Source organism: Pleomorphochaeta sp. DL1XJH-081 (genome assembly GCF_049310885.1).
Taxonomy (GTDB): Bacteria; Spirochaetota; Spirochaetia; order Sphaerochaetales; family Sphaerochaetaceae; genus CAYZJV01.
Genome location: NZ_JBMDYO010000003.1, coordinates 154,994 through 169,566, shown reverse-complemented (window position 1 = coordinate 169,566; position 14,573 = coordinate 154,994). Strand labels below are relative to the sequence as shown.

The 14,573-nt window shown below is 44.7% G+C and carries 13 protein-coding genes and 1 tRNA gene; 5 read left to right on the top strand and 9 right to left on the bottom strand.

Annotation, left to right across the window (positions count from 1 at the left end):
- The first annotated feature begins 61 nt into the window (after nt 1-61).
- The gene (locus ACODJP_RS07360; RefSeq protein ID WP_422480052.1) at nt 62-1,372 is read left to right on the top strand and encodes an aminotransferase class I/II-fold pyridoxal phosphate-dependent enzyme; all 1,311 of its coding nucleotides are present in this window, start codon (nt 62-64) and stop codon (nt 1,370-1,372) included.
- 114 nt (nt 1,373-1,486) lie between these two features.
- On the opposite strand, the gene ACODJP_RS07355 is transcribed toward ACODJP_RS07360, so the two are convergent.
- Genes ACODJP_RS07355 through ACODJP_RS07345 form a run of 3 tightly spaced genes read right to left on the bottom strand, consistent with a single transcriptional unit; the run spans nt 1,487 to nt 4,584 of the window.
- Entirely contained in the window at nt 1,487-2,866 is a 1,380-nt protein-coding gene (locus ACODJP_RS07355) for an ABC transporter substrate-binding protein (protein WP_422480050.1), read from the bottom strand.
- Nucleotides 2,867-2,887: 21 nt separating this feature from the next.
- A complete protein-coding gene (locus ACODJP_RS07350) occupies nt 2,888-3,700 on the bottom strand; it encodes a carbohydrate ABC transporter permease (RefSeq protein ID WP_422480048.1) in 813 nt (270 codons plus the stop codon).
- Nucleotides 3,701-3,708: 8 nt separating this feature from the next.
- Nucleotides 3,709-4,584: a carbohydrate ABC transporter permease gene (locus ACODJP_RS07345; protein WP_422480046.1), complete on the bottom strand. Its 876-nt coding sequence runs from the start codon at nt 4,582-4,584 to the stop codon at nt 3,709-3,711.
- Between the two features lie 162 nt (nt 4,585-4,746).
- Here ACODJP_RS07345 and ACODJP_RS07340 point away from each other — a divergent pair, with 162 nt between their 5' ends.
- The 3 genes from ACODJP_RS07340 to ACODJP_RS07330 all read left to right on the top strand — a co-directional run bounded on the left by ACODJP_RS07340 (nt 4,747) and on the right by ACODJP_RS07330 (nt 7,666).
- Nucleotides 4,747-6,666, top strand: a complete 1,920-nt coding sequence (locus ACODJP_RS07340) for a putative bifunctional diguanylate cyclase/phosphodiesterase (protein WP_422480044.1) — start codon at nt 4,747-4,749, stop codon at nt 6,664-6,666.
- 53 nt (nt 6,667-6,719) lie between these two features.
- Nucleotides 6,720-7,553: a transposase gene (locus ACODJP_RS07335; protein WP_422480042.1), complete on the top strand. Its 834-nt coding sequence runs from the start codon at nt 6,720-6,722 to the stop codon at nt 7,551-7,553.
- Between the two features lie 39 nt (nt 7,554-7,592).
- A tRNA-Ala gene (locus ACODJP_RS07330) sits at nt 7,593-7,666 on the top strand.
- A 51-nt stretch (nt 7,667-7,717) separates the two neighbouring features.
- On the opposite strand, the gene ACODJP_RS07325 is transcribed toward ACODJP_RS07330, so the two are convergent.
- Genes ACODJP_RS07325 through pflB form a run of 3 tightly spaced genes read right to left on the bottom strand, consistent with a single transcriptional unit; the run spans nt 7,718 to nt 11,217 of the window.
- The gene (locus tag ACODJP_RS07325; protein WP_422480040.1) at nt 7,718-8,194 is read right to left on the bottom strand and encodes a nucleoside deaminase; all 477 of its coding nucleotides are present in this window, start codon (nt 8,192-8,194) and stop codon (nt 7,718-7,720) included.
- A gap of 59 nt (nt 8,195-8,253) precedes the next feature.
- Nucleotides 8,254-9,021: a pyruvate formate-lyase-activating protein gene (gene pflA, locus ACODJP_RS07320; RefSeq protein ID WP_422480038.1), complete on the bottom strand. Its 768-nt coding sequence runs from the start codon at nt 9,019-9,021 to the stop codon at nt 8,254-8,256.
- 15 nt (nt 9,022-9,036) lie between these two features.
- Nucleotides 9,037-11,217: a formate C-acetyltransferase gene (gene pflB, locus ACODJP_RS07315; protein ID WP_422480036.1), complete on the bottom strand. Its 2,181-nt coding sequence runs from the start codon at nt 11,215-11,217 to the stop codon at nt 9,037-9,039.
- A gap of 117 nt (nt 11,218-11,334) precedes the next feature.
- Here pflB and ACODJP_RS07310 point away from each other — a divergent pair, with 117 nt between their 5' ends.
- Complete coding sequence (locus tag ACODJP_RS07310) at nt 11,335-12,060, top strand: Crp/Fnr family transcriptional regulator (protein WP_422480034.1); 726 nt, start codon at nt 11,335-11,337, stop codon at nt 12,058-12,060.
- On the opposite strand, the gene ACODJP_RS07305 is transcribed toward ACODJP_RS07310, so the two are convergent.
- The 3 genes from ACODJP_RS07305 to ACODJP_RS07295 all read right to left on the bottom strand — a co-directional run bounded on the left by ACODJP_RS07305 (nt 12,051) and on the right by ACODJP_RS07295 (nt 14,560).
- Nucleotides 12,051-12,980 carry an AEC family transporter gene (locus tag ACODJP_RS07305; RefSeq protein WP_422480032.1) on the bottom strand — a complete coding sequence of 310 codons (930 nt, stop codon included), beginning with the start codon at nt 12,978-12,980 and terminating at the stop codon, nt 12,051-12,053. The genes ACODJP_RS07310 and ACODJP_RS07305 overlap by 10 nt on opposite strands.
- Nucleotides 12,981-12,993: 13 nt before the next feature.
- The gene (locus ACODJP_RS07300) at nt 12,994-13,431 is read right to left on the bottom strand and encodes a CBS domain-containing protein (protein ID WP_422480030.1); all 438 of its coding nucleotides are present in this window, start codon (nt 13,429-13,431) and stop codon (nt 12,994-12,996) included.
- 112 nt (nt 13,432-13,543) lie between these two features.
- Nucleotides 13,544-14,560 (bottom strand): YeiH family protein, encoded by a 1,017-nt coding sequence (locus ACODJP_RS07295; RefSeq protein ID WP_422480028.1) that lies wholly within the window; start codon nt 14,558-14,560, stop codon nt 13,544-13,546.
- Between the last annotated feature and the right edge of the window lie 13 nt (nt 14,561-14,573).

The window sequence follows — 14,573 nt, the reverse complement described above, 5'->3', positions numbered from 1 at the left end:
ACCACTTTTTGGGCAGTTCGGACTTCACGAAACCATATTGCCCGGTTATGATGGTCGTATCATGCACAAGAAGGAGCGGGATATGAATCCATTGGCAAAAGAACTTAATGATGTACTCGCTGGAACATTGGTAGACGAGTTGTTATCCGATTACGGAAAAAGAATGTACTTTCCCAAAGGTATCATCAGTCAATCAGCAGAGGCGAAGCAGAAAGCACACAAATACAATGCAACTATCGGTATTGCGACAGAAAGAGGATCAGCCATGTGCATCCCTTCAATTTTTGCCGAATTTACCGGTGCACTTTCAAAAGACGATGTATTCCCCTATGCCCCAACCGCTGGAGATCCCGCATTGCGGAAAGTTTGGCTTGAGGAGATGGTTAAGAAAAACCCCTCGATGGCTGGAAAGAAAACGAGCCTGCCTGTAGTAACCGGAGGTCTCACCCATGCAATCAGTCTCGTAGCATCACTTTTTCTGGATAAAGGCGAATCGATCATAGTCCCAGACATGTATTGGGGCAACTATAACCTGGTATTCACCGAACAGCGCGAAGCAAAACAAGTATCTTTCCCCCTCTTTAGCGATGGCAAGCTCAATATTGGAGGTCTCGCCGATACCATCGACTCCATCGAAGGGCCACAAGTCTCTCTGATTCTTAATTTCCCCAATAATCCGACAGGCTATACACCCACAAATGAAGAGGCCGATGAAATTGTTGCTATGCTAAAACAAAAGGCCGAAGCCGGAAAGAAGTTACTCGTTTTCACCGATGATGCCTATTTCGGGCTCTTTTTCGAGGACAATATTTGCCGCGAATCTTTATTTGCGAAGCTTTGTGATAGCCATGAGAACATCCTCGCGATCAAAGGAGATGCCGCGACCAAGGAAGAAATGGTGTGGGGGTTCCGCGTTGGTTTTATTACCTATAACTCCAAGGGTTTGACTGATGCCCACTATGAAGCAATGGTGAAAAAGACCATGGGAGCAATACGAGGCAACGTCTCATCGTGTTCAAAACCAGCACAGACCATCCTTCTCCATGGCATGCAGAGCAAGACATACCATACGGAAAAAGAGGCTGGAATCGCCCAAATTGGCGAACGGTACAGGCTCATGAAACAGTTCCTGTCCAAATATGGAAATGAAACTGTCCTTACACCACTGCCATTCAACTCGGGCTATTTCATGTCCTTCGTTTGCGCTGGAGATGCCGAAGAGTTGAGAACCTACCTCTTAGAGAACTATGGAGTAGGAACCATCTCAATCAAGAACACATATCTTAGATTGGCATTCTCGAGCACTGACATTGAAGAGATCGAAGACCTCGTAGCGATTGTATACGAAGCGGCAAAGAAGGTTTTCGCTTAATATACGTGCATCGATTTAGCACATTGATCGTTACAGAACAAGGCAACTTGCCGGACTACATGATACTCGAAGGCTCTGGGCAAAAGATAAACCCCAGAGCCTTTCCTTTCTCCCCTACCTCGCGTACAGTCGGTTGTACTCATCCATATATCCATTGAGGACATCTGCCAACCTTTGCACCGTAGAATCGATTGATAGATCCCTCTCCAACATCTCGATTATCGTGTTCTGGATCTCATAGTAGGCTTGATAACTATTCGGCCACCACACGCTCTGGATCCTTGGGTCGCTTTCATCCACCTGATCTATGGCGACTTTGAATAGAGGATTTGTTTCCAAATGTCGCTTAAATTCTTCCATTCCGTACGTATCCATATGGACAGGGAAATATCCTGTCCTCTGGTGCCAGAAGAGCTGGGATTGCGGACTCATCAAATATTTTAAGAATTCCCAAGTCGCAACCTTCTGTGGGTCATTACCATTTTCAAACGCGAATATCGCTCCTCCACCGATATTCACACCACCATTGGAAGCCTCATTGACCTGAGGCAAATACCCTACTCCGACTTCAAACCGATCTCCGACCGAATCTAGAACTGTCGCAAGAGAACTTGTTGAGATAACAAACATCGCAGTCTTACCAGCGATGAACTGCTGTCTGACATCACTGGTCATATTAGCCAAGCCACCACTCTCATAGACCTTCTTCCAAGCCTCCAGGAAGGTCGCCATAGTTCCATCCGAATCGAACACAACCTTGGTTGGATTTCCATCATGTCCGTTACGCTTATCGGTGAGATACGAAACTCCCTGCTGCTGCCCTATCCATGAGACGAGCTCATATGAAGAGGGAACGCCTGCAAAACCATAGCGGGCTACTGTACGACCGTCCGAATCCATCTTCATCAGTTTTCCAGCATATTCTGCCAGTTCAGAGAGCGTGCGGGGAGGTCTTTCGGGATCCAAGCCAACCTCTCTGAATGCATCCTTATTGTAGTATAGTAGGATAGTCGAGGCATTGAACGGCATCCCGATCATCACATCCTTGTAGGTCATAGAGAGTACCGTTCCCGGTTGCAGGTCATCCAAAGAGAAAGAGGAATCAGTATCTACCAACTTCTGGGCTGGCACCAGCAGTACGGAATCCCGGATATCCATGACACCAGTAGCATCCATTTGAGCTAGATCGGGAAGATCCTGGGCACGATTGGCTTGGACACTAGAGCGTACTTTAGTAGCGACATCTGAAGCTTTGCCTTGGAATACCTCCGTCACTACAATCCCTTTCTCCTTACCAATAGTCGCATTGAAATTATCGACCAATTCAGTCATGGCTTCTCCGAGTAAACCACTACTATAATGCCAAAATTCAACTTCCGTAATCTTCTCTGGCATTGTATCGTTTGCCATTTCATTGGCTCCTCCAGCAAACAACAATGCTGGTAATAACACGATGAGGACAATGAACCCTACACGTATTTTTTTATGTTCCATGGTATGATTCTCCTTAATAATCTATACGACGACACCCGATCTGATCCCCTCTACGATCCACTTCCTTAGAGCTAGGAAGATGATCACCGATGGGAGCAAGATGAGGGAGATTGCAGCAAAAACCGGACCGTAATCCAAACTATCTGCATAACCTAACATGGTTATTCCCACTTGAACCGTACGCATCTGTGGAGCGTTGGTAACCAACAGAGGCCATAGATAGGTATTCCAGATAGTCACAAACGAATGCAATGAAAGGGTAAGAACAATAGGACGAGACAAAGGAAGCACGATGCGCCACAAGAACGTGAGGTCAGAACAACCATCAATCGCACTAGCCTCCCTATAGGCAAGAGGAATGGTTTTGAAACTTTGGCGAAGCATGAACATTTGTACCGGTGCGAGAAGGTATACGGACATGATTCCCAAATATGAATCGACCAATCCTAACCTCCCCACCATGAGATAGTTTTCTATGATCAAGGCATCGGCTGGCAACATCATCGTTCCCAAAACCATAAAGAACAACACCTGCTTTCCTTTGAAGTGGAAAAAGGATACTGCAAATGCCGCAAGTATCGCTACAATCATTCTCAGAATCGTCCCAACTACACTTACTACGACAGAGTTGTACATGAACCTCAGTAGCGGAGATTCTGTGATTGCGCGTACATATTGAGTTGGAGTGAATGTAGAGGGAAAGAGTGTAGGAGGATACGAAGAGAACTCTCCTATCGTAAAAAATGAGGCTGCGAAGGCATAATAGATAGGAAACACCACTACCACTCCTAAGAGAGTCGCTACAATGAATTTGATGATTTCGCTTCTCTTCATAGGCTGTCTCATTGGTAGAACACTCCCCTACGCTCAAACCTGAACGCCAGAAGGATCATGAGGAAGGTTAGAACGAAAACAACCACACCGATTGCAGACCCCCTACTATAATTTCCTGCAGTAAATCCTTCTATATACATCTGATACACTAATGTCTGCGTAGATCGGAAGGGCCCGCCATTCGTCATCACCAAAACCGGTCCACTGAGCAGCATGCTGTCGCGTAACCGGGTACTGACAATGAACAGAATAGTAGGACTCATCAAGGGAAGTTGGATACGAAAGAACTTCGCCACAGGTCCTGCCCCTTCAATCTCAGCCGCCTCGATAATCTGAGAAGGGACACTACGTAAAGCACCAACAAGTAAGAGGAAATCCAGTCCCATAGCCATCCAGACTCCTAGGAATACGAGAGTGAACATCGCCCAAGCTGGGTCATTGAACCACTGCACAGCCAAGCCAAAAAGATAATTGACCACACCGATAGTCGGATTAAAAATCGCTTTGAAAACCAGAGCTGCCGAGCTCATTGCAACAGCCATAGGAAGTATAAACAGCGTCTCATTGAAAGCATTGAAACGTCTCTTTTTGTATACTAATAGTGCACAGACCATACAGAGCACTAAATCCAAGGGTATAAACAGGATCGCAAAACGGAGAGTGTTATAGAGACTTGTCTGAAAATTTCTATCTTGGAATAGACGGATAAAATTTTCGAATCCGATAAACTCGACAATTTTACCTGAGAGCCCTACCAAAGAGAAACTATTCGCGAAAGTCTTGATGAAAGGACGATAGCTGAATAGATACGCCAATATTAGTGCAGGAAGCATGTATAGATATGCAAATCTATGGGAATTTACATGGTGAACTCTTCTTTTCATACCTCATATATGATAATAATCTTCATCGCCAGTGGCAACAAAATTCAAATTAAATGCTTTAATTAAAACAATTTCCTTACGTAATTCATTCCAACGTCAAGTTTCTACCCTACGAGGGTGTTAGCGCTTGCTTTTTCCCGCTGGTTGGATAAGAATTTATTCATGCAATGGGATATTGTTCCTGAGATAGTAGCAGCTCTTGTCATATTCATCATCCTATTGAACTCACGCGATATAAACACCATGCCCTCTTTGCGTGATAAGATGTTCCGATTCTCCCTCTACTACACCGTCTTTTGCACAGCTTTGAATATCCTATCGACCCAAACCGTCTACTATTCGGACACCATTCCCCTATGGATTAACATGGTAGTCAATACAGCCTATTTTGCCCTTTATCCACCCCTTCCTGTACTCTTTATTTTCTATATCCTACTGTACGTATTTGAACTTGCCCCAGTTGAACATCGTGAACGTCTCCGGTTATTTTCCATAATTCTAATCGGAAGTTTGGCAGCCTATATTGTGGTCGTCTTCTTGAATCTGAAAACTGGTTGGATATTCTCCTTCGATACCCAAGCACAATATATTCGTGGACCGTTGAACCAACTTTCACTCGTGGTGGCAATATTCCAAATCTCAGTCGCTATTACCGCCATTTGGGTTGAACGGCAGTATCTAGACCAGACCTTTTTCAAGGTAATATTGTGGTTGCCACCACTCTCTTTTGCTATCATTATTCTCCAGCTACTCTTTCCAGAAATCATCCTCACCGGCACAGCAATAATGATCGCAATCCTATCGGTCTACCTCAACTTCCAAACCAGAAGGATATCGATTGATAATCTTACCCAATTCCCGAATCGGGAAAGCTTCATCTCAAACCTGGAACATATCAGGAGGTTCAACCGTAAAGCTGTTGTCATGCTAGTCAGCCTGAACGATTTCAAACTGGTAAACGATACCTATGGGCAAAAGAGAGGTGACCAATATCTACGGGTAATCGCTCAAGGTCTTCAGGATCTTGCTCCGCATGGCCAGCTCTATCGTTATGGAGGCGATGAGTTCGCCATAATTGATGATGTCAAACATGGGAAGAATCTTGCCGAATCCGTTCTGGATCGATTTTCCTCGAGTTGGTATGTCGAAGGTGTTTCAACTCGGATTAAAGCATCATTGGCACTTATGGAGCTTCCGTACAAGGCTGATCGGGTGGTAGAGCCCCTTACCTTGCTAGACCATGCCATTCGAACAGCCAAGAATCGGGGAAAAGGACAATTGATCTATTGTGACTCAATGTTACTCAAAACCATCCAACGAAAACAGAAATTATCCGATCGTCTCCTCAAGGCGATCTCACATGATTCTCTTTCACTTGAATTCCAACCGATCTATAATCTTCGTACAAAAAAGGTGGAGATGATCGAAGCCTTACTCAGGTGGGAAGATAGCCAACTGGGAAAGGTTCCTCCATCCGAATTCATACCTCTAGCCGAAGAGCTGGGCATTATTGGCGAATTGGGTCGTTGGGTCTTGGAACAAGTCTGTATGCTAATCGATGAATTTCGGTCCAGCAATATGATTCTACCCTCCGTTTCGATCAATTTTTCTGGGCTTCAATTCGCCGACTCCCAAGTCGTGCAGGATATCCTGCATACCATCGAACGATTTGTGATTCCACCGGAATCAATCCACATAGAGCTTACCGAGAGCACCTTCATCGGAGCTTCATTCAAGGAAGCCCTTTCTGTAATGCAACCATTGATCGACCATGGTATAGGATTCCATCTGGATGATTTCGGTTCAGGATATTCAAATCTTTCGTATATGGTGAATTTGCCATTCCAATGTATAAAGCTCGATAAATCGCTACTATGGGATGTGAATGGACACAATCAGATGCACCGATTTATCGAAAGCATGGTAAAAGTGGTCAGGGAGCTCAATCTTCGGGTAATCGTAGAGGGAGTCGAAAACGAAACCCAAGTGAAATTCCTTGAAAAAATCGGATGCGATTTGGTGCAGGGATATTACTTCAGCCCCCCCCCTAACAAAAAAGAACCTGGCACGCAATATCAGTAACGGGAAATAAAGCAAACCCTAATTCAATGCAGTAATACTCATGGAGGGCTTCCATGGGTCGAAAAAAAATTCCAAATGCACCAAATATTGTCTTTCATGTCACACAAAGAGGAAATAATCGCAATGATATTTTCTCATCTTCACATGATAAAACACTATTGCTCCAGATCATACAAAAGTATTCGAAACAGTTTGAGATAATAATTCTCTACTATGCCATCATGAATAATCATTACCATCTACTATTGAAAACAGGGAATATTCCTCTAGGTAAATTCATGCATAAGATCAATGTAACTTACTCAAGATACTACAACTACACCCATCATAGAACAGGAACATTATATGAAGGGAGATATAGATGGGTTGTCGTGACTTCTTGGTTCCATTATAAAAGAGTTCTTCACTATATCGCTCACAACCCTATTAAGGCTGGCTTGGTAACCATGGTTGGAGAATATCCGTGGACCGGGCATCGAGAACTCACTTCATCTGATATTTTCATTAGAATTTTAGATCGAAATGCATTGTTAGAAAGTCTAGGACCAAATCCACCAGAATCATTACGAATCTATCTTGAGATCATCGACTCCGAATTCCTTGGAACATATAGCTTTGACGGAACACTTATCTATGACGAAGCAGGCAACTCACAAGACATCGTAATTAGTCTGTGGTATGAGAAATTTTGTATCGAACAAAGTATTTCAATTCCCATACAGATTCTTATGAGATCGGGAAAATGTCCCCAGAAGTACATGAAAGTTCGGAACCAATTCATCTTCTCACTCCAAAAGATTGGGGTAAGCAATGATAGAATAGGACAATTTTTGAGTATCCCCCACCATTCGGTACCAGAACTGATATACCGAACCTGGCACTTATAGACAAAGAGGGGTCATCTTGGCATACTATTCAAAAGATGCGGGGGTATAGCTCAGTTGGCTAGAGCGATAGGTTCGCAATCTATAGGCCAGGGGTTCGAATCCCCTTACCTCCATCATAAAGAATCCCGCCGAATCGGCGGGTATTTCTTTTCATTGCACACTCCCTAATACAGCTTACCAGACTCCTTCCTATAGGAATCATACAAGGCGCGACAGGAATCGTGCTCCAACTGCATGAGCTTGAGAACCGAACCGTCGGATCGTTTATTTTCTATGAACCGATAGATGAAATCATCCCGAAAACCAATCTCTTCAGCCTCCCATGCTTCACACCCATAATATACCGTATCGATATTCGCCCAAATAATAGCTGCCAAACACATAGGACAAGGATATCCTGTCGCATAGAGAACACATCCGGACAGATCATGTGTACCCAATATTTCGCCCGCTTTTCGGATAGCATTAATCTCAGCATGAGCAGACGGATCATGATCGCGTAAAACAGAATTTGCTGCCACCGAAATTATCTGCCCATCCTTGATAATCGTGGCACCGAAAGGTCCTCCGAATTGCGCCTTCATATTGATACGCGCCTGTTCTACAGCAGCCAACATTGCTTCATCTGGTCTGACTTCCATAGCAAGTACTCCTCACTCATGACTAGTATATCATGAAAATCAGATCCGCTTGGAGATATTCAGCCGATTTTTTTCTCCTTGGATCCACTCGTATGATTGCGCATCAATACCTTCAATCCACGACTTTCCATGACCTCTTTTGCCATACCAATCTCTTCATCAGAGGGCTCAGGAGTTCCCAATAAACTGTACTGGAGACCCATCTCCTTCCACTTAAATTCTCCCATCTTATGGAAAGGCAACAATTCTACCAATTCTACACAACCATACCCCGATAGATAATCAGCCAATCGCTCCAATTGAGCACGATCCAATGTCCAACCGGGAACCAATACATGTCTCAGCCATACTCTTTTACCGATCTGTTCCAGATAATCCAGTGTTCCAAGGGTTTCCATATTTGAGCGACCAGTCAGACTCCAACAAACCCTATCGTCGATGCTTTTAATATCCAGCAACACCATATCTACTTCATCGAGAACTTTTTTGGAACGTTCCAAAGGTACGCTCCCTGCAGAATCAAGGGCAGTGTGTAACCCAAAATATCGTGCTCTCTTTATGATATCTAGGGTAAATTCGGGTTGGAGTAATGGCTCCCCCCCACTGATTGTTATTCCACCACTACGAATGAAAGACCGATAGGTGAGCATATCTTGAACAATTTTCTCCGAATCGGCATCTTGCCCACAAGAGAGCTGCCAAGAATCCGGATTGTGGCAATATTTACAACGGAGAGCACACCCTTGGAGAAATACAATATAACGTACGCCTGGACCATCTACCGTACCGAAAGTTTCCACAGAGTGGATACGACCTTTTATACCCATACGTTAATGCCCTCCCTAAAGGTACTCGTGGAACGTTCGATTGATGACATCCATCTGCTGTTCCCTTGTCAATTTGATGAAATTGACCGCATAACCACTCACCCTGATAGTCAGTTGCGGATGGAGTTCCGGGTGTTCCATAGCATCCAATAACACATCCCTATCGAGTACGTTTACATTTATGTGGTGTCCGGTCTCATGGAAATAACCATCCAATAATGTAACTAAATTCTCCACCTGGATGTTCCTTTCTTTACCCAGAGCGCCAGGAACGATACTGAACGTATAGGAGATACCGTCCTCGGCCTCATCATATGGAATTGCAGCAACACTCTTCATACTTGCAACACAACCCTTAGTATCCCGCCCATGCATAGGGTTTGCTCCAGGAGCGAAAGGTTCTCCTTTCTTCCTTCCATCGGGAGTAGATCCGGTCTTCTTTCCATATACTACATTACTGGTAATGGTAAGTACCGAAAGAGTAGGAAGGCTCTCGCGATACGTGTGGTGTCTGCGTAGCTTATCCATGAAACTCCCAACAATATCGACAGCGATCGAATCGACCTCTGGATTATTGTTTCCGTAGGCAGGATACCTTCCTTCAATCGAGAAATCGACTACTAGGCCACGATCGTCACGGATCGGTTTCACTTTCGCATGCTTAATAGCGCTAAGGCTATCGGCCACAACACTGAGACCAGCGATTCCACCAGCCATAGTTCGTAAAACTTGCTCATCGTGCAAAGACATCTCTATACGTTCGTAGCAGTACTTGTCATGCATATAATGGATGATATTCAAAGTGTCGATGTAGAGCTTGGATAGCCAATCACACATAGTATCGAACTTTCTACTCACCTCATCGTAGTCCAGATAACCATCACCGACAGGAGCGAGTTCCGGACCGACTTGCCTTCCATCGATCTCATCTTTTCCTCCATTTATCGCGTAGAGCAAGGCTTTTGCAAGATTCACCCGGGCACCGAAGAATTGCATCTGTTTCCCGATTGCCATTGCCGACACACAACAAGCGATGCCATAGTCATCACCATATTTTGGCTTCATCAGATCGTCGTTCTCATATTGTATGGACGAGGTTTGAATGGACATTGAAGCACAATACCGTTTGAACGAATCGGGCAGACGTTCGCTCCAAAGGACGGTAAGATTAGGTTCCGGGGCTGGTCCGAGGTTGGTAAGTGTATGGAGGAACCGGTAACTCATCTTGGTGACCATATGCCGTCCATCTTCCGCCATTCCCCCGATAGTTTCGGTTACCCATGTCGGATCTCCACTAAATAATTCGTCATAGGCAGGAGTCCGTAAGAATCGTATAATTCTGAGTTTCATGACAAAGTGATCCACCATTTCCTGAATCTCGGATTCACTGAATCTACCTTCAACTAGATCCTTTTCGGCATATATGTCCAAGAAAGTCGAAACTCGACCCAAACTCATCGCTGCACCGTTTTGTTCCTTGACAGCGGCAAGGAATGCGAAATAAAGCCACTGGATCGCCTCTTGGGTGTTTTCGGCCGGACGAGTGATATCGAAGCCATAGGAAGATGCCATCTCAGTCAGTTCTTTCAAAGCCCTGATCTGCTCGCTGATCTCTTCCCGGACACGGATCGTCTTCTCATCCATGACATCGAAATAGGCATTTTTCTTAGCTTGGATCTTGTGTTCTACCAATGCAGCCGTACCAAATAGGGGGACACGACGGTAGTCTCCAATAATCCGGCCCCGTCCGTAGGCATCAGGCAAGCCTGTAATAATGCCACTATGTCGAGCCAGCTTCATTTCATCAGTATAGGCATCAAACACTCCATCGTTATGTGTTTTACGAAAAGTAAAAATGTCCTGGACACGTTCAGGAACTTTCCTACCATACGCCTCCAATTCTGTATGGATCAACCTAATGCCCCCTAATGGCATAATAGCTCGTTTCAGAGGCTCATCTGTTTGTAATCCGACGATCGTTTCCAAATTTTTATCAATATATCCGACATCGTGGCTTGTGATCGTGGAGATGGTTTCGCTATCGATATCATACATGCCCCCTCTCTCACGTTCAGTCTTCAATAACGATGAAAGCTTTCCCCAAAGCTCGATCGTCCTTGATGTGGGATCAGTAAGAAATGACTCATCACCATCATACGGTGTGTAATTATCTACAATGAACTTTCTAGTATTCATGATAACTCTCCTATCGATAACAGGTGTACCATGAGGAAAAGAACATTACTGTGATTCAAATCACATCTTAGGTAGCCCAAATGTGTCGGCTCTGCTATCTTTGAGTGGGAGGTTCAAATGAACCATACAAGAATTTCCTGCGCATGCCTGAACGATCTTTGTTTGAGCAAAGTACCGTTGTTCGCCAGCTTGGATCATGACAGCCTTGCTACCATCACAACTCAGATGAAGCATGTCTCATTCAAGAAAGGGGAAGCTATTGTGAGAGAGGGGGAAAATCCACTTGGCTTCACGGTGATACAGCAAGGAAGTGCAAAAGCATACCGGATAACTGCCGATGGTAGAGAACAGATTTTATATATTTTCCCTACCCATGACTATTTTGGAGCTCGTTTCTTATTCACGGAAGATGCCGTACCCTACTCGGTCGAAGCTTTGGAAGATACTCATGTATGTATTCTCTCGAAATCACAGTTGATGCAATTGCTAGCCACCCATCACGAGGTCGCTCTTGAATTGATCGAGGCTATGGCTCATAGAATGCGACACTTAGAATTGATCGTCCAGAGTATGGGAGGCAGGAATGCTGAAATGCGTATAGCATCGATGCTCCTGGAATTTATGGAAACCTATGGTCAAACTACCAAAGATGGAGTTGAAGTTCCGCTACCTCTCAGCCGGGAAGGTTTGGCCAATTACCTGGGAATGGCTAGGGAAACCTTGAGTCGGAAGCTCAACCAACTGGAAGATGAGGGAATCATTTCTTTTACCGGAACACGTACCATGCTTGTGAAAGAAAAGGAGATGTTGATGGAACTCTCTGTCCAAGGTGATCAGACGTAAAACACTGCTGCAATAATGATGACCAACACAGAAACAACAGTATCGAGAGATAGCGTGTTCGAAACATAATCCATGTTCTTTTTATCGTCTTGTTTCATAAAGATGGAAATGACGAATGGAGGAGGGGTAAGGAACATAACCATCATGGCATAACGGTACATGGGAGCCATGCCAAGTAGCTTATCTACAATAAGCGTATTGAGCAGAATGACGAACACCAAAGCCATAAGCTTTCTTACTATGATCGTCTTAAGTGAAAGCGCTAATCCCTCTTTCTGGAAACTGATACCATACCCGATGGTAATTGCAATCAAAGGAACAGTAAGTCTGCTAAGCATATCGATGAATTCACCGAGGCTGGCTAAAAATGGACCTACTTCGACATATTGCTTGAGTCCGCTTGCAATGAGTCCAGCAAGAATCGCTAGGAGTACCGGACTAGTGACGAATTGCTTAAGGAGGGCGGAGGCGGAACCACTATCCCCTCTCTCTCGGATCAGCAATGCCATGAGCACGAAAAAGACAAACACCACCTGTCCAAGATCGACCAAAGCGATTTTTCCCAAGTGCTGTTCACCATACAATCCCAAAAAGAGGGCATAGCCCAACATGCCCATCTCGAAGCCGCCCATCATCAAAGAGAAATAGGGAGAATCGATTTTTGCCGGTTTTGCGATCAATCTTCCGAGAAATACCATGATCGCACAAGTTACAAATACCAATACAACGAGAATGAGATATTTGGCCTCGACTTCTATCGACACGAAAGCTTGGAACATGAGGGCAGGCAATGCCAAATTCGAGACCAGCTTCTTCATCTCTCCAATTGAACGGAAAGAGAAAAAGCTGATCTTCTGCAGAGAAAACCCAACTAAAAACAGTAGTAATACGGGAAATACCGAAAGTAACGTCTCAAGCATTACAACCTACTGGTCAAAAGGTGTTGGTGATATAGTATTCAAGTTGTCCGATCTGGAATGCGCGGTCGGCAAGTACAGCCTTCACGACATCTCCAATTGAAATAATTCCGACTACGGCATCATTATCGACAACAGGAAGGTGTCGGAAACGACCGGTAGTCATCAACTGGAGGCACTCATCCAGACTCTGGTGAGGCTTAACGTAAGTAACCCCTTTGGTCATAACATCGGAAACAGGAACCGTCGTGGAGAACTCTATCCTACCGGCAAGATGTTTCACAACATCACGTTCGGACAGGATTCCCTTGATTGCCCCTTTTTCATCCAAGACCAAGACTGCACCAATACGATGCTGGGTCAATTTCAATACAGCTTGTGCCAGGGTATCGGCTGGAAGGACAGTTACTACTTCACTGCCTTTCTGGTCTAAAATTGATCTCACTGTACTCATACGCACCTCCTCTCTTTCATGCGAACCGGATATCGGTTACCTAACGATGTTACCCTGATGGACTCTTTTACGCAAGTGGATTCGTTTCAATATGTTTTTATCCTTAAGGTACCTATAGTTGATGCAACAGAAATTGAACAAGATAGGAAACCACGACTACAGCGGTTGAGATAATCAGCCCGAGTAGCATTGGCTTATGACCGCTCCGCAACAGGGATTTAGCATCTGTCTTCAAGCCAATAGCTCCTAAAGCCATAACCATGCAGAACTTTCCTGCGGTAGCAATATATGAGGAAATAGTTTCAGAGAATAATCCAGCGCTATTGAATATTACAACGACAAGGAACACTAAGACAAACCAGGGGAAGACACGTTTCAATGAGAATGTGGCGATATCTTTTTCATGCTGGGATTGTCTAGCCATAGTCCGGATATGGATGTAGGAAAAGATAAGTACTACAGGAACGATTGAGAGGGTTCTCGTAAGTTTGACTACAATTGCGAAATTTCCAGCGGCTTCACTGAAAGCATATCCTGCGGCAACGACCGAGGATGTATCGTTTACCGCTGTTCCCGCCCAAAGACCGAAACCTAGATCGCTCATGCCGAAAGCTCGCCCCATGAGAGGGAATAGAACCACCATAAGGATATCGAAAAGGAATGTCGCAGACAGTGCATACGCGATATCCTGAGAGTCAGCCTCTATGACTGGGGCAATAGCGGCAATTGCAGACCCTCCACAGATTCCGGTTCCAGCTGAGATGAGAGATGACTGTCGCCATGGGATACCCAGAATTTTTCCGATCAGGTACCCTCCACCGAACGCGGTAGCCAAAGTGAATGTCATCACTATCAACGAGATTCCTCCAACTTGGACAACCTGGCTAATACTCAAAGTAACGCCCATCCCAATGATAGCGAACTTCAATATCCGCTTCCCAGTGAATGTTATTCCCTTTACCAGCACAGGCCATCGATTTAAAAGAGGATGAAAGACCATCCCGACCAATAGGGCGAACACTCCCCCACTAACGAGGTTTCCGGGGACCAAAGAACTGAGAAACATTCCAATGATAGCAACTATAATGGAACCAACGATTCCTGGCACCAAACTTACAACTTTATTCATGTCGGGTATCATA

Excerpts from the sequence above, each read along its gene's own strand:
- ACODJP_RS07360 (WP_422480052.1), top strand. The coding sequence starts at position 62 with ATGCACAAGAAGGAGCGGGATATGAATCCATTGGCAAAAGAACTTAAT.
- ACODJP_RS07355 (WP_422480050.1), bottom strand. The coding sequence starts at position 2,866 with ATGGAACATAAAAAAATACGTGTAGGGTTCATTGTCCTCATCGTGTTA.
- ACODJP_RS07350 (WP_422480048.1), bottom strand. The coding sequence starts at position 3,700 with ATGAAGAGAAGCGAAATCATCAAATTCATTGTAGCGACTCTCTTAGGA.
- ACODJP_RS07345 (WP_422480046.1), bottom strand. The coding sequence starts at position 4,584 with ATGAAAAGAAGAGTTCACCATGTAAATTCCCATAGATTTGCATATCTA.
- ACODJP_RS07340 (WP_422480044.1), top strand. The coding sequence starts at position 4,747 with ATGCAATGGGATATTGTTCCTGAGATAGTAGCAGCTCTTGTCATATTC.
- ACODJP_RS07335 (WP_422480042.1), top strand. The coding sequence starts at position 6,720 with ATGGGTCGAAAAAAAATTCCAAATGCACCAAATATTGTCTTTCATGTC.
- ACODJP_RS07325 (WP_422480040.1), bottom strand. The coding sequence starts at position 8,194 with ATGGAAGTCAGACCAGATGAAGCAATGTTGGCTGCTGTAGAACAGGCG.
- pflA (WP_422480038.1), bottom strand. The coding sequence starts at position 9,021 with ATGGGTATAAAAGGTCGTATCCACTCTGTGGAAACTTTCGGTACGGTA.
- pflB (WP_422480036.1), bottom strand. The coding sequence starts at position 11,217 with ATGAATACTAGAAAGTTCATTGTAGATAATTACACACCGTATGATGGT.
- ACODJP_RS07310 (WP_422480034.1), top strand. The coding sequence starts at position 11,335 with ATGAACCATACAAGAATTTCCTGCGCATGCCTGAACGATCTTTGTTTG.
- ACODJP_RS07305 (WP_422480032.1), bottom strand. The coding sequence starts at position 12,980 with ATGCTTGAGACGTTACTTTCGGTATTTCCCGTATTACTACTGTTTTTA.
- ACODJP_RS07300 (WP_422480030.1), bottom strand. The coding sequence starts at position 13,431 with ATGAGTACAGTGAGATCAATTTTAGACCAGAAAGGCAGTGAAGTAGTA.
- ACODJP_RS07295 (WP_422480028.1), bottom strand. The coding sequence starts at position 14,560 with ATGAATAAAGTTGTAAGTTTGGTGCCAGGAATCGTTGGTTCCATTATA.